Consider the following 17,710-nt stretch of genomic DNA (forward strand, 5'->3'; position numbering starts at 1 on the left):
GGGAAACCGGGCTCTTTTTATTATAAAAAAGTCCGGCAGGAGGCAAAATGAGCACATCAATATGCGCACTTAATCATGTCAATTTTTATTACATCGCTTGACTAATAAACCTGACATGAATACAATTAAAGTATGGAAAGCAGCCTGAGGAAAGGAGGCGGCCGTCGATGAGTGTACGCGATGAGCTGAGGCGGAATATGCCTTTGTTTCCCATTGGAATTGTAACAAAGCTGACCGAACTTTCCCCGCGTCAGATTCGCTATTACGAACAGCAGGGATTGATTCGCCCGGAACGAACCAAAGGGAATCAGCGGTTGTTTTCATTTAATGACGTGGATCGGCTATTGCAGATTAAGTCCTATCTGGAAAAGGGGCTTAATCTGGCCGGAGTGAGAGAGATGTTTAAACAAAATCAGCAAGTCCTGGAAGCGAAGAGAGAAGTGGAGCGGGTGAAAAAAGAACTTACCGAGCGGGAACTGCGCCGGATGTTGAAGCAGCAGATCATCCATCCGAACCGCCCGGGGCAAATTCCTCTTACACATGGAGAGATGTCGCGCTTTTTCCGCCATTAATGCTTCCCTCCTGCTTCCGGTGTCATAAATAAATTGTGAAGGGAGAACGACACAATGGCAAAATACACCAAAGAAGATATTCTTGGGATTGCCGATCAGGAAAAGGTTTCGTATATTCGTTTGACATTCACCGATTTGCTGGGAACAATCAAAAACGTGGAAATTCCCCGCAGCCAGTTGGAAAAAGCGCTTGATAATAAAATGATGTTTGACGGATCTTCCATCGAAGGATTTGTGCGCATTGAAGAATCGGATATGTATCTGTATCCCGATCTCGATACTTGGGTGATTTATCCCTGGGGAAATGAACACGGAAAAGTTGCCGGACTCATTTGTGATATTTACAATCCGGACGGCACACCGTTTGAGGGCGATCCCCGCGGAATTTTGAAACGCGCCTTGAAAGAAGCGGAAGAAATGGGCTTCACCGCGTTTAACGTGGGCACCGAACCGGAGTTCTTCCTCTTCAAAACCGATGAAAAAGGTGAACCTTCCCTTGAATTGAACGATAAAGGCGGTTACTTTGACCTTGCACCGCTGGATCTCGGGGAAAACTGCCGTCGCGATATCGTGCTTACTTTGGACAAAATGGGATTTGAAGTGGAAGCGTCTCACCACGAAGTGGCACCGGGTCAGCACGAAATCGATTTCAAATATGCCAATGCGGTAACGACTGCCGACAATATCCAAATCTTTAAGTTGGTGGTGAAAAACGTTGCCCGTCGTTACGGTTTGCATGCGACCTTTATGCCGAAACCGCTCTTTGGGGTAAACGGATCAGGGATGCACTGCCATATGTCCCTTTTCCAAGGGAAAGTGAACGCCTTCTACGATGAATCTGACGAGCTCGGTTTAAGCAAAACCGCACGTCATTTCCTTGCCGGTGTTTTGAAACATGCCCGTGCTTTTACGGCCATCACCAATCCGCTGATTAACTCGTACAAACGTCTGGTGCCGGGCTATGAAGCACCCTGTTATGTTGCCTGGTCGCCGAAAAACCGCAGTCCGCTGGTTCGGGTTCCGGCTTCCCGCGGACTCAGCACCCGGATCGAAGTTCGTTCTCCCGACCCATCAGCCAACCCGTACCTGACTTTGGCGGTTCTGCTCAAAGCAGGTTTGGACGGCATTAAGCAACAACTTCCGTTACCGCAACAAACGGATCGCAACATCTATGTGATGGATGAGCAAGAGCGCCGCGATGCAGGAATTGACAATCTGCCGGCCAACTTGCAAGAAGCCTTGGTGGAATTGCAAAACGACCCGGTTATGGTTGAAGCGCTCGGCGAACACGCCTTGGCTCATTTTGTGGAAGCGAAAGAAATCGAGTGGGATCTGTTCCGCACCACTGTTCATCCGTGGGAACGCGAGCAGTATATGTCCCTGTACTAAACGGAAAAGTGTACGGCAGAGGTCGAAATTTATTCGATCTCTGCTTTATTTTTGGTTGGATATATCAGAATATTATATATAATTATTAAGGGGACAATCTTAATAAAAAATTTTTTTCGGGGGATATGATGGAGGTCAAGTTTGGTTCAGTGGCAAAGGATTATGCCAGATGGCGCAATGATTTTCCTGTTGAAGTATTTAAGCAGCTGGAAAGTTTTGGCGTGCGGTGGGAGGGGAGAAAGATAGTGGATCTCGGATGCGGAACCGGGGTACTCAGCCGGGAACTGGTGAAAAGAGGAGCGCAGGTTACCGGTGTTGACCCTTCCCCTGAACTGCTGGCTGAAGCGCGAAAGGGGGAGGAGGGAAGCCGGATCTGCTATATCTGCGCGACCGCGGAAAACAGCACTCTTCCGTCTGCTCAATATGAGATGGTCACAGTATTGCGGGCATGGCATTGGTTTAACCGGCCGCAGGCGATCAAGGAGGTGAAACGCATATTAAAGGAAGGCGGACTTTTCATCGTGATGGATTCGCGTTTTGATCTGTCCAAGCAAAATCCCTTGCTCCGGGATACTTTTGTGATGGCAAAATCGTTCTTGCCAAAAGATGCAGTCGATAAACCGGGATCCCGCAAAGAAGAGAAGGAAAGGCTTCTCGGGTTTCCGCTCAGTTGGTTCAGTGAATGGGAAAAAGCGGGTCTCCGGCTGACGGCGGGCTGGGAGTGGGAATATTCCATCGCCTTTTCGCATGAATACTGGTTGGGGAGAATCCGTACTCTCTCTTGGTACACGCTGTTATCGGAAGCGCAAAAACGGGAGATTTCAGACAGGTTGCAAGAATTGCTGGCGATCCGTTATCCCGATGAACCGATCAGCGTTCCGCATGTCTGTTCGGTGGCGGTCTTAAAATACCTTTAACACCGGATAAAAAAGGGAAAACGGAGGTTTGGCCCCTGTTTTCCCGGGTATCAGAGCAGCGGGGTCAGACTCGGCAATAACAACACCCACACCAGGGTGATGAAGGCCCCTATGATCATGCCCAAACTGGAGAAAGTTCCTTCCAGCTCTCCGAATTCAAATGCTTTGGAGGTGCCGGTGCCGTGTGCGCCCATTCCCATCAACAACCCCTTGGCAATCGGGGATTTTAAGGAGAGCAGACGAATTAGCAGCGGGCCCAGAACCACCCCGGACAAGCCGGTGATCATGACAAAGACGGCAGTCAGGGAAGGATTGCCGTGCAAGGATTTGGCGTATTCCATTGCGATCGGTGTCGTTACTGAACGGGGGATGATACTGATCACCATCACTTTGCTCAGCTGGAACAGGATGGCGAACAAGATTGAGGTGATGACAGCCAAAAATGAGCCAATGCTCAAGCTGATCAAAATCTCTTTTAAATATTTCCTGAGCAGATCCTGGTATTTATACATGGGAACGGCGAAAGCGACCGTGGAGGGGCCGAGCATGTAGGTCAAGATCCAGGTTCCCGAAGCGTAGGTGGAGTAGGAAATATGGAAAGTCTCCAGGATGATGATCAGGATGAGCGGTGTGACAATCACCGGTGAAAACAGGACGAATGTGAGCTTGGAGCTGATTTTTTGGCTTGCCACGAAAATCGAGATGGTGAGGACGAGTAAAAATATCTTCAGCAAAATTTCATTCATCAGGCTTTTCCCTTCTTCCGCTTTTGCAAAAATTCGGCGACTAGGCCGGTAATGCACATGACCGCGATTAAACTGATCCAGACCGCGCCGGCCATCCTGAGCCCTTCCACACCCATGATCTGCGGAAACTGGATAATGCCGACCGTGGGAGGAATGAAAAAGAGCAGCAGTTCGGCCAACAGCCATTTTGCGCCTTCTTCGACCCATTCCAGGCGAATGATGCGAAGTTTGAGCAGGAGAAACAGAAGAGCCAAACCGATTATGCTGCCGGGCAGTTTTTCCAGTCTGAGCAAATGCGCAATGCCTTCCCCGCACAGATAAACGAGATTGATCAGCAAGATCTGGCCTAAGACAATCCATATTCTCATAATCTTCACCTTTCTGATGCATAAGAAAAGGAGCTGAGTCAGCTCCTGTGGAAAGATCATACTTATAAGGTAACGAGAATAAATCTATTCGTAAAGAATACATCTTTTATTATAACTATGCCTTTTAGTTATGATTGAAACGATGATTTTTGATCAGGTTGATTAGGGTTTGCGCCGCATAGGAGATATAGCGGTGTTTTTTGACGATGATCCCCAGGTTCCACGGGATGGCCGGATTTATGGGGATGATGCGGAGCCGTTCCGTTGGTAATTTGGCACACAGCGATTGCGGGAAAATCGCGATTCCTAGGCCGGTGGCAACCAGTTCGGCGATGAAGTCCCATTGCGAACTCTTGTAGGTGATTTTTGGCTTGAAACCGGCTTTGGTGCATTCGTGCCAGATCCGCTCGTACAGGGCGAATTCTTCGCTGAGAAAAATAAAGGATTCGTCTTTGAGCTCGGACAAAGAGACGACGGACTTGCCGGCAAGAGGATGCCGGCGGTGAGTAATCAGCCTCATTTCCTCGGAGACGAAAGGAATCACATCGAATTTACAGGAATCAACCGGAAGCATGGCGATGCCCACATCGAGGATTCCGCTTTCAATCCCCTGTGCCACCTTTTTCGAACCAAACTCCATCAACTCCAGCTGGATGCCGGGATAGTGCCGGTGCAGCTTCTCGATGATCGGAGCGAAGAAGATGGTTCCGGCAATCGGCGGAAGTCCGAGGGTGACGTGCCCTTTGTTCAGGTGCATCAAATCGTAGAGCGATTGGGCCAGATCATCAATGGAGTGGATGATTTGCTGCGCCTGTTTGCGAACGATTTCCCCGGCGTCGGTCAGTTCGATCTGTTTGGTCGAACGATCGATCAGGGTGACTCCCAACTCATCTTCCAAACTTTTGATCATCTTGCTGATGGAGGGTTGTGACAGGTGCAGTGCCTGGGAGGCCTTGGTAAAACTTTTGTGCTTGGCTACAGCGAGAAAATATTTTAATTGGCGTATGTCCAACGATCGATCCTCCTGGTTGTTATCGTTCATGTCTTATTGAACCTATTTTACCGATGGAAAACGGATTGCAAAAGGTTTTGGTGAGGAGCGGATGAATTTTGCGAAAAGAATTGGATCAGAAAACAGCAATTGTAACGGGGGCAGGCAGTGGAATTGGTTGGGCGATTGCCCGGAAATTTGCCGGGGCCGGAGCGAAAGTGGTGATTGCCGACATTAATGAAAAAGCCGCGGAAAAGGCGGCGGACAATCTCGCGGCACAAGGCTTTACAGCAGTGGCGGTTCCCTGCGATGTGACGGATGAAAGCCAGGTGGAAACGATGATCTCGCGCGCTGTCAGCCGTTTTGGCCGTCTGGATATCCTGGTCAATAACGCCGGCATTCAATTTGTTTCCAATCTGGAAGATTTCCCGACGGATAAGTTTGAACAATTGATCCGGATCATGTTAATCGGGCCGTTTATCGCCACGAAAAAAGTGTTTCCCATCATGAAGGAGCAGAAATTCGGCCGCATCATCAACATGGCCTCGATTAACGGCCTGGTGGGGTTTGCCGGAAAAGCGGCATACAACAGCGCCAAACACGGCGTGATCGGCCTTACCAAAGTGGCTGCGTTGGAGGGGGCCACGCATGGGATCACGGTAAATGCACTATGCCCGGGTTATGTCGATACGCCGCTGGTACAAAATCAGCTTAAGGATCTGGCCAAGACAAGAAACGTTCCGTTGGACAAGGTAATGGCAGAAGTGCTGTTTCCGCTTGTTCCGCAGCAGCGCTTGCTTGACCCGGAGGAAATTGCCGATTACGCGCTCTTTTTAGCCGGCGAGCGGGCCAAAGGAGTAACTGGACAAGCAGTCGTCATCGACGGAGGCTATACGGCCCAATAAGGGCGGGAACAAAGTGCATGCCGTAAAAGAGGATGATCAAACAGATCAGAAAAAATTAAAAATGTTTCCCCAAAACACGGAGAGCAGAATGGTGACAAATTGAAACAGGAGCATGAGCATTACGTTGCCTCCTTTGTGGCAGGAGTGATCCGTTTTGTTCGATTTATATGTGGTTTATCAGACAGGGGTGTCGGGGAAACGAGGAAAGGAAGAGTATACACTTGCAGAAAAAGCCGGCTCCAAACCCATGGAACCGGCTTTTTACCATCTATGATTATTGTTGCTGCGCGGTGCTGCTTTGCCGGCCGGGGCTCGGAAGCAGAATGATGACGAACGCGATCACGGCGAGAATGAACGCGACTCCGAAGGGGAATGTCGGGCTGATGGCGTGAAGTACACCGGACAAGACCGGAGCGACGCCTGCACCGAGCCAGCGCACGAAGTTGTACACCCCGGAAGTCACACCCCGTTCATAAGGAGAAACTTCCATGGCATAACTGGTGAATAACGCGTTGTTCAGTCCCGAAGCCAAACCGGAGAGAATGACGAGAATGATTTCAATCCAGATATTTTTGATGAAAAAGAGCAAAAGCAAGAAGACTGCAAACGCGATTAAGCTGTAACGGAGAAGAAACTTGTAAGAGTATTTTGCTTCCAATTTGTGAGCCAGTACGGCAGATCCATAAGCCAAGCACAGCCCCCATCCGAAGAAGACCAGTCCCAACTGGATCGCAGAAAGGTTCAGCACCAGCGGGGAATAGGCCAAAACGACAAAGAAACCGTAGTAATAGAGCATGGCTGAGATGCCGGCTTGCAAAAACGGACGGAAGGAAAGCAGGTGGGCCAGCTCTTTTAAGCCGGCTTTTCCGCGGCGTTCCATGTTCGACGGTTCATAAACGAAAAAAGAGACGAGCAAAAAGGCTAAAAAGATCAGGATACTGGTGGCAAAAAAGGGAAACCGCCAGCCGAAACCACCGAGAATTCCCCCGACCAGGGGACCGCCGGCCATGCCAAGTCCGATTGCGGCTTCATATAATCCGACTGCTTTGCTTACGTCGCTGGACAATGCGATGAGCAAAGTCATGGCTGTGGCGAAAAAGAAAGAGTTCCCCAATCCCCAGCCGGCACGAAAAATGGATAATTGCGTGATGGTGCCGGAAAGGGCGCAACCCAAAGAGAAGACGGTCACAATGGCCAACCCGATGATCATCATTTTTTTGTCGCCCAGTTTTCCGGTCAAAAGCCCGGCAGGAATCATAATGAAAGCCATTGTAAAAATATATGCGGTGAAAAGCATTTCGACCTGCCAGTGACTTGCTCCAATCTGGTCGGCAATCACCGGCAACAGTGGGTCGACGACGCCAATTCCCATAAAGGCGAGAAACGTGCCGAACACGGTGATGTTTCTCGCCCGCTTTCGTTTTTGCTCCGATAACTCCATATCACTCATCTTCCTTTGCAAATTGATTTAATTGGACTTTGATTTTTTGCTGCAACTCAGTGAGTTCCTGAGTGAACTTTTGCATGCGCTCGATTTTGGCGTGGAGCATGTGGATTTGCCCGGACAAATGTTTTTTGATCTCCAGCAGTTCCTCGGGGCCAAAGCTGCCATACTCCGTATGATTTTGTTCAATCATTTTCTTCAGATGGAGAAACTGCTGCAACTCCTGCAAAGAAAAACCCAAAACCTCTTTGGCGATGAGTACTCTGCGGATTTGTTCGATATCTTCATCCGTATATAGGCGGATCTTGCCATCGCTCCGTTCGGGTGGGGGGATTAACCCTATTTCCTCATAATAGCGCAAGGTGCGTTTGGTCAAACCGGTGATTTTTGCGACATCGTCAATTTTGTACCAATTCATGTCCAGCCCCCTCAACATTCTCCTACTATATCGATTTTTAACGTTCACGTCAAAGTAAACTATTTCTCAAAAATAGACTGTATTTATAGTATCAGCATAATTAACCCGCGATTACTTCGATTTTCTAATATTTTTGTTGTCGAAAATTATCAGGTGTCCGACTGCAGCAATGAAAAAGACCGCATGATCGCGGTCAAAATAATGCTTTTGGCAAAGTTGGCGGTTGTCACCGAGCCCTTTCGCTTATTGTGAATTGGCCGGTCAAAGGGACACCGTCTCTCCCGAGTATCCCGACACTTTCATCTCCGGGCCGGTTTTTTGGGTCATGACCGTTTTCTGATCTTGCCTAAAGGCTTAAAATACGTGATCAAGGTCATGAGGGCCATCGCCAGAATATTGAACAGGGAAACATTGATCAGCGACAAACTTGTCGTTTGAAATTGATGATGATGAAAGGAGCCCAGACCGAAGAGGGCTGCATGTTCCAGGAGAAAAGAGAGCCAATTATTCAAAAAAAAGATGCCGATCAGAATGATAAAAAGGGTCAAGGCAAACTTGATCACAACCCAATAGTGTTTGAACAGGCCCCATTGCGTCCAGACTGACAGCAGAATGCCGGAGATGAAGGCCACCAGAGCCGGATAGCGAATCAGTGTGGCATCGATGAGATGCATGTTGGCCAGCGTATAATAAAGCTGTTCTCCGTCTTCCGCCTTCTGCATGTACAGTCCCAGCAAAAGCATGCAGATCGCCCCGCCGAACCAGGCTATGACGGAAAGGACATGGATCGTGACCAGTAAGTTCTTTTTCCGCAGATTAAGTCGATAAGCCATGATTGAATCCTCCGTTTTTTGTACTTCTGATTCCCGTAACAAGGTTCTGCAATCCATCATAAAGGAACGGGAACCCTGCTGGAACCTGCCAAAGTAGGATTCAATCTCAGACCTAAGACTTACTTTTTACCCGGATCATCCGCTGCAGCGTCTGTGCAAACGAAGCGGCCGACTCCAGCCCGGCCCAAAACAGTTTCATCTCCGTTTCCAGCTCTTCCATCACACCGGCATCCGGAAAGAGTTCATGCAGGAAGTAGCTGTTTTCCACCTGACGGTTGGTGATATTGATCGATTCCAGAAACGGACGGTCCCAGACCTGTTCGTTTACATGTTTCAACACGGACAGAAAATGGGCAGTGCGGCTCATCTTCTCCTGTACATCGGACCGGAGTGCAGTCGAGATGAACTCTTTTGCCAGGTCGGCCGATTTGCAGGCGGTGGGGACGATCAACATGTTGGCCAAAAGCAGAGTCGCCTGATTGTCACCGAAAGGCAAAGGAGCCACTTGCGGTTCAAAATCCATTTGTTCGCTGCGCCAGCCGGCCATCTCCAGGGTGGTGGTCAAAACCATCGCCGTTTTTCCGCGCACAAACGCATCTGAGTTGGGATGGTGTGTTTCCGTCTGATGAATGGTCGCCACCCGGTCGCGATACAACAAGTCGTGCAGAAAGTCGAAGGTTTCGACCAGACGCTCTGGATGCTCCGCCGGGTTTGTCGGGCTGATTCCTTTTTGCAGGGCGAACACCGGCCAGCGGCTGAACGAGGAAGAGAGGGAAATTCCGTATAAATCGATAATTCCGTCACCATTGGTGTCCCGTGTCATTTTTTTTGCCGCATTTACAAATTCGGATTGTGTCCAGGCGGATGCCGGTTCGGGTACTCCGTAGCGTCTGAACAATTCCGGGTTGTATGCCAAATAGACGGTCGAAAAGGTGACCGGGGCGGCTTTGATCTCTTTTTGACGGCGAAACGCCTGAATCACTTTGGGATACATGGCCGGTATTCGATTGGCCAGGAGAGGCTCCAGATCAGCGAAGGAATCTAGATTGTCCATCTCGGCGAACTGCCGGTCGGAAACGAAAACGAGGTCGGGGTCAAGCCCCATTTCCCTGCTTGTCCGCAACGATTCCCAGAAATAAAAGGAAGGCAGGCTGAGCACTTTCACATCAACATGAGGATGTTCCTGCAAAAAACGTTCGATAATGACCGGCAACCCGTTATCGACAAAAAAAGAGGGGGAAGGAGCCAAAATACGAAGAATTCTCCGCTGTTTTTCCGTAATTTCCAGATCAGGGGAGACCATGGTTCCCTGGCCGGGTTTTTTGACAATCAGTCCTTCTTTCAGCAGTTCATCGAGAGATTTCCGTACCGAAGTACGGCTTAATCCATAAAATTTGCACAATTCATTTTCGGAGAGCAGAAATTCACCGGGTTTGATGTATCCGGACAAAATTTGTTCCCGCAAAATGTTTGCGAGTTTCAGGTAACGAAATTCTTTTTCTCTGCGCATGCCAATTCTTCTTTCTGAAAAAGTCTGGGTAAAAGAAATAATACAGCTATGATACTGCTATCATAGTTGTATCATTCCTGCACCTGAAATGCAAACAAGGTTTTGAAAATTTATCATTCTCTGCGGAAATCGATTCTCTTGTATGATGACGCTTCTTCTTTTTCCGGAGTAATTTCGACGGGGCATGAAACGGAGGGAGTTCAGGACAGTAAGCGGATCTTGCCGGGATTGATTCATTGGGAGGGGACAGATTGATCAAGACAATTATCTTGACTAACATAAAAATTCATGATATTTTGAATTATATATAGATACAAGTAGCATACAAGTTTTACTGATCAGGAAGAAAATACTGTGTTATGAACTTTGCAAGCCCTTTCATGATGTGATATTCCTGCCCAAATCCGCCCTGTTTCCAGTACGGTGCCGGTTGTTTGAAAGACGCAATACGTCGTTGTTTCACAGAGCTAATCTCGCTGAACCAAGGCGGAAGAGTCGTGGTTTCCGACTCTGTCTTGACCCATGCAAAGGCTGGCGCTTCATCCTTTCAGTCTCCGGGGCCGGCGATGTTGTTGCCATGGAAACACTGTTTGTTGCTTCGGGGGGATTCCTCTCATGTTTGTTCTGATCTTCTGTCGTTACCAGGTTGCAAGATAAAATTTACGGACAGGGGAGAGCAGAATGAGGAAAGGACTTTATTGGCTGTTTATAATGGCTGTCATTCTCGGGATGGTGGTGAACATTCGTCCGCCCTTGAAAGCAGCAGCGAAAACCCCGCCGGCCAGCAGCAATCAGCCTTTTAAATTGGCTGATTATTCCGGGTTTATACGGGAAGCCCAGCCCCGGGCCGATGGGATCCGGCACGTGGATACTCCGGCGATGATTGAAAAACTGAAAGTATTAAATGTGAATACGTATTACTACCTTCTTTGGTATCAACCGACCGATTGGGACGACTTCAAAGATGAGTTTTTGCCAGCTGCCAAAGATGCCGGCATCAACGTTGTTTTGTACCTGGTTCCCCCTTCGGAGTCGACAGGCAGCCGGAAATCGTATCCCTATACCACCGACTATGTGGCATGGGCAAGGGCGATTGCCGAACTTTCCCTGAAGTACCCCAATCTCATCGGGTGGAGCATCGATGATTTTAACCAAAACCTGGACACTTTCACTCCTGAATATATGGCGCAAATGCGGGAAGCCTCCAAAATCATCAATCCCAACCTTTGGTTTATGCCGTCGTTTATGCCGGTGATGTATTTCCCGGCCCTGACGGAGGATTTTATGCAAACGCGGGGGGATTACATTGACGGGGTGATCATCGCTTACCGGGATGATCCGTACCGCAACACCTCCATCTGGTCGACGGAGCAGGAACAAATCGACGCGGCGTACAACGTGTTGAAACCTTATCATATGCCGCTGATCTGGATGGTCTATACTTCTTATCTGACCAGCACCCCGTCCAATCCGTCGGTAAAATATGTCCGCGAAACGGTGCAGACGGCGGCGAAAAATCTGCGGACGGGCAAGCTGGCGGGAGTGATCACGTACGAACTGGAGAAGGAGTTTGTTCAGGAACTGGCTGACCACAAAGCTTTCAACGGTGACGGGTACATGAGTTTTTTCGTGCCCGCAGCGGTTCGCACGAGCGCGGGAAACAGCGTCTCTGCTTCGCAAATCATCCATCCGGACGGTTCCGGCAAGTATGAGCTGTCGTTTCGGACGATGGCGGAAGGCCCGAAGCTGGCCGGCTATCATTTCAGACAAGTGCTGGTGGATGACCAGGTGGTCTGGGAGCAGGATGTGGCGCAAAACCCGGTCAACGGTCAGTGGGACAACGTGAAGCTCGATCTCACTCCTTATCTCAAAGGCAAGAAATGGGCCAAGCTGACGATTCGTCTTTATGAGAAAAACGGTGTCACCAATTACTGGGACAACGTCGGGTTCGACCGTTTTGAGCCGAATGGGTTCACGCTGGAGAACGGGGATTTTGAATGGAAAGGCGGCTGGGACATTTCCAGCAATTATCACGGGATGATCGGCGAAATCCTCATTTACGACCCGAACCGTCGGCAGAAGGCGTTTGAGGCTGTGGAAGCGGCTTACGTTTCCAGCGCTTTGTATGATGAAGTCGCCCGTTCCAATCTCAACATCGGGATCAGGCAGAGCCTGCTCGTCCAGGCAGACAAGGCGATTGATGCCTATTTTGCCGAGTATAACCAAACGGCGATCCTGATGCTCCACGCTTTGTCCAATGAGATACATGCTCTGGCCGGCAGACAGATTCCAAGGAAAACAGCGGAAAGCTGGATCGACAAGATCGAACGGCTGAAGCAGCTTTACCGATTGAAATTGGAATGAGCGGATCAGGAGGGATGAAGATGAGAACAGGCAAGGTGGCCGCTTGGATGCTGATTTTGTTGTTATGCCTGGGAACGGTTGCAGGGTGTTCAAACTCTGCCGCACCTGCCGGCAAGTCGGGGACGGTTGAGCTGGAATTCTGGACGATCAATCTGAAGAAAAATTTCTCCGGCTATATTGAAAGCTCCATTCAGGAATACGAAAAAGCTCACCCCGGAGTCAAAATCAAATGGGTGGATGTTCCCGGTGCGGATGTGACGGAAAAATTGTTTACGGCGTTGTCAAGCGGGAAAGCCCCCGATGTGGTCAATGAGACAACAGACGGGATGTCCATGTTGCAAGGTTATAACGCATTGGAACCAATTTCCGATTTGGTGGGGAAAGAGAAATTGACTCCGTACATTGACGGTCTGGTCAAAAGCGTGACCAACCGAGACGGAAAGGTAATGGCTATTCCCTGGTACCATGCGGGCCCGCCGATCGGCTTGATCAATACCGAACTGTATAAAAAAGCAGGACTCGATCCGGACAAACCGGCGAAAACCTGGGATGAACTGTTTGCATACGGCAAACAGATTCACCAAAAACTGCCGAATGTCTACGGATCGAACGACTTGCCCGTGTTTGAGGCAATGGTCACCGAAGGGCTGCCGATTTTAAGCCCTGACGGGAAAAGGGCGGTGTTCAATTCCCCGGAGCACGTGGCCTTTGTGGAAAAATTTGTCCGTGCGTACAAAGACGGAGCCATTGCCCCGGGAGCGATTGTAAAGGATGATCGCCAGTTGCAACAAACCATCGACAATCAGCTGACGGCACAAGTTGGTTTGGCGGGGTCTTTCCAGTTGAACAATTATGAGAAAAACGCGCCCGGCGTCATTCCCAAACTGAAAGTGGTTCCGCCAGTGACCAAAACAGGCAAGGTGGCAGTAAAAGATATCCAGCTCTTCGTCATTCCCAAAAAATCAGAGCATCCCAAAGAAGCGGCCGACTTTGCCCTGTTTATGACCAGTGCGAAGAAGCAATTGGAGTTTTGCAAGATGGTGCCGATCTTTCCGTCAACCAAAGCGACGCTGCAGGATCCCTTTTTCACTGATTTTGAGGTGAAAACCATCCAGGACCAGGCCCGCAAAATGATGGTTCAATACGCCCCGAACATGACACTGTCCTATTCGGGTGTTCCCAAAGGGGAAGAATTGCGCGAATTTTACCTGGAACAAATCCGGGCGGCCATGCTCGGAAAGAAATCAGTGAAAGATGCGCTGGACGCCGCAGTCAGACACTGGAATGAAGCCCTGGCCAAGCAATAACCTTGCAACAGAGAACAGGCAGCAGAATAGGTCGATCTGCTGCCTGATTCCATGAAAGGGGGATATAAAGTGGCCGTTGAAACTGTTCCGCCTCCTGAATATTCAGGCTCGAAAAAAAAGAGAAAGAAAATCCCTCTGCTTCCTTACCTGTTTTTGTTGCCGGCACTCGCTTTGTTTTTCACTTTTGACTATTTGCCCATTTTCAGTGCTTTTTACTATTCCTTCACCGAATTTCACGTGATCTCCCCCGCTGAATGGGTGGGCTTGGAAAATTACCGGACGCTGCTGCACGACCCGCGGTTTTGGACCGCAGCCAAAAATTCAATGACCTATTTTCTCATCATCGTTCCCATGCTGATCACGCTTCCCTTGTTCCTGGCGATTCTCGTCAACCAGAAATTGCGGGGGATTCAACTGTTTCGGGTGATTTATTATTTGCCGGTGATCACCTCGATGGTGGCCGTGGCGATCGTCTGGAAATATTTATACCACCCGGCGGGGTTGTTAAATGCCATTCTTCAGGAGCTCGGCCTGCAAAAAGAAGCGGTCAACTGGCTGTTAAACCCCCGCACGTCCCTGCCTGCCGTCGCTTTGCTTGAAGGTTGGAAATCGATGGGGTTTTACATGGTGATTTACCTTGCCGGGTTGCAGTCGATCGCTCAGGAACTGGTTGAGGCCGCGAGGATCGACGGCGCCAACCGGTTGCGCGTTTTGTGGCATGTGTATTTGCCCCAGCTGAGGCCCACCATCGCCGTCACTCTGGTGCTGGCCACATTGGGCAGTGTGCAGATGTTTACCAGTATTTACATCATGACCGGTGGCGGGCCGCTTGACAGCACCCTGTCGCTTCCGCTCTACATTTATCAAAAAGCGTTTGTCGAACTGGATATGGGCTATGCGACCGCAATGGGCATGGTGCTCTGGCTGATTTTGATGATTTTGACATTTATCAATTTCAAACTGTCAAGAGGGGGGCAGGTCTGATGAGTGTGAAACGCAGGCGCGGTTGGCTGCGTGCCGTGAAAATGACGTTGATGTATCTTCTGCTGACCGTCATCGCGGTTATTTTTATCGGGCCTTTTTTGTGGCTTCTTTCAACCGCGTTCAAATCGAATGGCCAGGATGTCTTCACCTTTCCGCCCGACCTGATTCCGAAGCCGCCGGTTTGGGATCAGTTTGTGGAAGCGTTGACGGTCATTCCGTTCCCGAGATATTTGCTGAACACCTTCATCCTGATTGTGATCATGGTGCCCGCCCATCTGTTTCTGACCTCTCTGACGGCCTATCCGCTGGCGAGGATGACATTCCCGGGCCGGAACCTGATATTTTACGCAATCATCGGGACCATGTTTTTTCCGGAAGAGGGAAAATTGGTGCCGTTGTTTATCATTGTGCAAAAATTGGGACTGATTGATTCGTGGTGGGGGTTGATCATTCCGGGACTGGTCGGGGGATTTTCCGTTTTTCTCATGCGGCAAGCCTATCTCACCATTCCGAAAGAGCTGGAGGAAGCGGCCATTTTGGACGGCTGCGGACCGTTGCGCCTGTGGTGGAGCATCATGTTGCCCCTGACCAAACCGACGCTGGCGGCATTGAGCGTCTTCTCCTTTATTTCTGTTTGGAACTCGTTCATCTGGCCGTTGATCGTTCTGAAGAATGATCATTTGTATCCGCTGGCGTTGGGACTCGCTTACCTCTCCGGCACCTTTGGCGATGATGTGCGGGCGATGGCTGCTGGAACGGTGATTTCCCTGGTTCCGATTATCGTCTTCTATCTGCTTATGCAGCGCTATTTCGTTTCCGGAATGCAGGGTGCGATCAAACAATAGGAGGGAATCAGCTTGCGGTTGGGAGTGATCGGGTACGGAAGGAGAATTCAAAACATCTTGGCCGAAATCGGCAAAATCGATCCACGCTGCCGCGTTGTGGCCATCAACGATATTCGCAACGGTGAAATCAAACAGCAGATGGGAGACCGGGCGGAAGGCATTGCTTTTTTTGACAGCCCGGAAGCGATGGCAGAGGAGGCGGAGCTGGACGGAATCCTGATCGGGACCCGCTGTTCCCGTCATGCGGAGATGGCCTTGCGCGTTTTGCCGAAGGGAATTCCCTTGTTTCTGGAGAAGCCGGTGGCCACCAATGAGCAGGATTTGCTCCGGCTCAAGCAGGGGTTTGAGTCTTCGGCAACCGAAGTGGTCGTCTCTTTTCCGCTGCGGGCAGCGCCTTTGCTCAAGTTGGTGAAGGAGATTGTCGATTCGGGAAAAATCGGTACGGTCGAACACGTGCAGGCGGTGAACAATGTCCCGTACGGCGGTGTCTATTATCACCACTGGTATCGTGACGAGCAGGAAACGGGCGGGCTCTTTTTGCAGAAGGCCACCCACGATTTTGATTATATCAACTATCTGCTGGGGTTGCAGCCGACGATGGTTTGCGCCATGACGTCCAAACAGGTTTTCAAGGGGAACAAACCGGCCGGTTTGAAATGTGCCGAATGCGATGAACGGGAGATTTGCCCGGACAGTACGGTCCATATCCGCAAGTTGCCGCACGAAACGCCGGCAGGCGAATACTGCTGTTTTGCCGTCGATACGGGAAACGAGGATTCCGGAAGCGCGCTGATCCGGTATGAGACGGGGATGCACGCAGTCTATACGCAAAATTTCTATGCCCGGCGAAAGGCTGCCAGCCGGGGTGCCCGTCTGCTTGGCTATAAAGGGACGCTGGAGTTTGATTTTTATGCCAATGCGATTAAGGTTTACATGCACCATTCACCGCGGGTTGAAACTTATGAATTGACCGAAGAGGCAGGTCATTTTGGCGGCGATGCGGTACTGGCCCGCAATTTCATCGAGGTGATGAAGGGAAAGGCGAAGTCGAGCGCCCCGCTAGATGCGGGTTTGCTCAGCGCATGGATGTGCCTGAAAGCACGGGAGTCTGCGCGGACCAATACGTTTCAGCCGATTCTCTGGCCAGGGGGAGTTCGCGCGCACGATTCCGGGGAGGGGAAAGGTCATGCCTGAAATCAAAATCGGCATCATCGGCCTCGATACTTCACATGTTACGGCCTTCACCCAATTGCTGAATGATCCGGATCATCCGCATCATGTGCCGGGAGGCCGGGTGGTCGCAGCTTTTCCGGGCGGTTCGCCCGATTTTGAACTCAGTTTTTCGCGCGTCGGGGGTTACACACGTCAACTTCGCGATCAGTTTGGCGTTCGCATCACCGCCACGCCGGAAGCCACAGCCGAGCAGTGCGATGCCATTTTGCTGGAGTCTGTCGATGGGCGGGTGCACTTGCAGCAGTTCAAAAAAATCGTGCCATTCGGGAAACCGGTTTTCATTGATAAGCCTTTGGCCCTCAATTCTGCTGATGCCCGTGCCATGCTTGAACTGGCCGCAGAACATCGCGTCCCACTGATGAGCTGTTCTGCCCTGCGCTACGCGGAAGCGTTGACGACTGCGCTCGCTGACGGCGGGCAAGAAGCCGTTTTCGGAGCGGATTGCTATGGGCCGATGCCGCTGGAACCGACACAGCCGGGACTCTTCTGGTACGGCATTCATCCGGTTGAGATGCTGTTTGCCATCCTGGGAAAAGGTTGCCTCGATGTCACCGCGATCAGCAATGACGGGCAAGAGATGGCGGTGGGACTCTGGAAGGACGGCCGCATCGGCACCGTTCGCGGCAACCGCAAGGGAAACAACGGATTTGGCGCCTTGCTTCACCGTCAGACGGGAACGCAGTACGTCGATGTGAACTCCGGCGCAAAACCTTATTATGCCAGTCTGCTTGAGCGGATCATGGAGATGTTTGTGACGGGGAAGCCGCCTGTCGACCCGGAGGAGACGTGGCAGATAATCCGCTTTATTGAGGCAGTGAATGAAAGCCGGCAGACAGGAAGAAAGGTGTCATTATAACGGACACCTGATCCATGGCGGCAAAGGG

17 protein-coding genes are annotated in these 17,710 nt (G+C 50.4%); 10 read left to right on the top strand and 7 right to left on the bottom strand.

Annotated features, from left to right (window positions below; all coding sequences use genetic code 11):
* Positions 1-167 precede the first annotated feature (167 nt).
* The 3 genes from I8U18_RS09525 (at position 168) to I8U18_RS09535 (ending at position 2,878) form a co-directional block, all read left to right on the top strand.
* Positions 168-572: a MerR family transcriptional regulator gene (locus I8U18_RS09525; protein WP_033099695.1), complete on the top strand. Its 405-nt coding sequence runs from the start codon at positions 168-170 to the stop codon at positions 570-572.
* Positions 573-626: 54 nt separating this feature from the next.
* The gene (gene glnA, locus I8U18_RS09530; RefSeq protein ID WP_033099696.1) at positions 627-1,961 is read left to right on the top strand and encodes a type I glutamate--ammonia ligase; all 1,335 of its coding nucleotides are present in this window, start codon (positions 627-629) and stop codon (positions 1,959-1,961) included.
* A 128-nt stretch (positions 1,962-2,089) separates the two neighbouring features.
* On the top strand, positions 2,090-2,878 hold the full coding sequence (locus I8U18_RS09535; protein WP_198064709.1) for a class I SAM-dependent methyltransferase: 789 nt from the start codon (positions 2,090-2,092) through the stop codon (positions 2,876-2,878).
* A gap of 50 nt (positions 2,879-2,928) precedes the next feature.
* Here the strand turns inward: I8U18_RS09535 and I8U18_RS09540 are convergent, their stop codons facing one another.
* The 3 genes from I8U18_RS09540 to I8U18_RS09550 form a co-directional block, all read right to left on the bottom strand.
* Entirely contained in the window at positions 2,929-3,624 is a 696-nt protein-coding gene (locus I8U18_RS09540) for an LrgB family protein (RefSeq protein ID WP_033099698.1), read from the bottom strand.
* Positions 3,624-3,992, bottom strand: coding sequence for a CidA/LrgA family protein (locus I8U18_RS09545; RefSeq protein WP_033099699.1), 369 nt, complete (start codon positions 3,990-3,992; stop codon positions 3,624-3,626). The genes I8U18_RS09540 and I8U18_RS09545 overlap by 1 nt, the downstream gene beginning before the upstream one ends.
* 124 nt (positions 3,993-4,116) lie before the next feature.
* Positions 4,117-5,004, bottom strand: a complete 888-nt coding sequence (locus I8U18_RS09550) for a LysR family transcriptional regulator (protein ID WP_198059244.1) — start codon at positions 5,002-5,004, stop codon at positions 4,117-4,119.
* 98 nt (positions 5,005-5,102) lie between these two features.
* Here I8U18_RS09550 and I8U18_RS09555 point away from each other — a divergent pair, with 98 nt between their 5' ends.
* Positions 5,103-5,888 carry a 3-hydroxybutyrate dehydrogenase gene (locus I8U18_RS09555; protein WP_370589227.1) on the top strand — a complete coding sequence of 262 codons (786 nt, stop codon included), beginning with the start codon at positions 5,103-5,105 and terminating at the stop codon, positions 5,886-5,888.
* Between the two features lie 274 nt (positions 5,889-6,162).
* On the opposite strand, the gene I8U18_RS09560 is transcribed toward I8U18_RS09555, so the two are convergent.
* From I8U18_RS09560 to I8U18_RS09575, 4 genes are all read right to left on the bottom strand, one after another.
* On the bottom strand, positions 6,163-7,329 hold the full coding sequence (locus I8U18_RS09560; RefSeq protein ID WP_198064710.1) for an MFS transporter: 1,167 nt from the start codon (positions 7,327-7,329) through the stop codon (positions 6,163-6,165).
* A gap of 1 nt (position 7,330) precedes the next feature.
* Positions 7,331-7,750 (bottom strand): MerR family transcriptional regulator, encoded by a 420-nt coding sequence (locus I8U18_RS09565; RefSeq protein WP_033099701.1) that lies wholly within the window; start codon positions 7,748-7,750, stop codon positions 7,331-7,333.
* A gap of 323 nt (positions 7,751-8,073) precedes the next feature.
* Entirely contained in the window at positions 8,074-8,583 is a 510-nt protein-coding gene (locus tag I8U18_RS09570) for a hypothetical protein (protein ID WP_033099702.1), read from the bottom strand.
* Between the two features lie 112 nt (positions 8,584-8,695).
* On the bottom strand, positions 8,696-10,093 hold the full coding sequence (locus tag I8U18_RS09575) for an extracellular solute-binding protein (RefSeq protein ID WP_033099703.1): 1,398 nt from the start codon (positions 10,091-10,093) through the stop codon (positions 8,696-8,698).
* Between the two features lie 681 nt (positions 10,094-10,774).
* On the opposite strand from I8U18_RS09575, the gene I8U18_RS09580 reads away from it, so the two are divergent.
* The 6 genes from I8U18_RS09580 to I8U18_RS09605 all read left to right on the top strand — a co-directional run bounded on the left by I8U18_RS09580 (position 10,775) and on the right by I8U18_RS09605 (position 17,682).
* Complete coding sequence (locus I8U18_RS09580) at positions 10,775-12,457, top strand: hypothetical protein (RefSeq protein WP_033099704.1); 1,683 nt, start codon at positions 10,775-10,777, stop codon at positions 12,455-12,457.
* Positions 12,458-12,477: 20 nt separating this feature from the next.
* Complete coding sequence (locus I8U18_RS09585) at positions 12,478-13,764, top strand: ABC transporter substrate-binding protein (protein WP_033099705.1); 1,287 nt, start codon at positions 12,478-12,480, stop codon at positions 13,762-13,764.
* 69 nt (positions 13,765-13,833) lie between these two features.
* A complete protein-coding gene (locus I8U18_RS09590; RefSeq protein WP_052153956.1) occupies positions 13,834-14,748 on the top strand; it encodes a carbohydrate ABC transporter permease in 915 nt (304 codons plus the stop codon).
* A complete protein-coding gene (locus tag I8U18_RS09595; RefSeq protein ID WP_033099706.1) occupies positions 14,748-15,593 on the top strand; it encodes a carbohydrate ABC transporter permease in 846 nt (281 codons plus the stop codon). The genes I8U18_RS09590 and I8U18_RS09595 overlap by 1 nt, the downstream gene beginning before the upstream one ends.
* Before the next feature lie 12 nt (positions 15,594-15,605).
* A complete protein-coding gene (locus I8U18_RS09600; protein WP_198055772.1) occupies positions 15,606-16,787 on the top strand; it encodes a Gfo/Idh/MocA family protein in 1,182 nt (393 codons plus the stop codon).
* Positions 16,780-17,682 (top strand): Gfo/Idh/MocA family protein, encoded by a 903-nt coding sequence (locus tag I8U18_RS09605; protein WP_198055773.1) that lies wholly within the window; start codon positions 16,780-16,782, stop codon positions 17,680-17,682. Before I8U18_RS09600 ends, I8U18_RS09605 begins: the two co-directional genes overlap by 8 nt.
* Positions 17,683-17,710: the final 28 nt, after the last annotated feature.

It is taken from the genome of Thermoactinomyces sp. CICC 10522, from assembly GCF_016055075.1.
GTDB lineage: Bacteria > Bacillota > Bacilli > Thermoactinomycetales > Thermoactinomycetaceae > Thermoactinomyces_A > Thermoactinomyces_A daqus.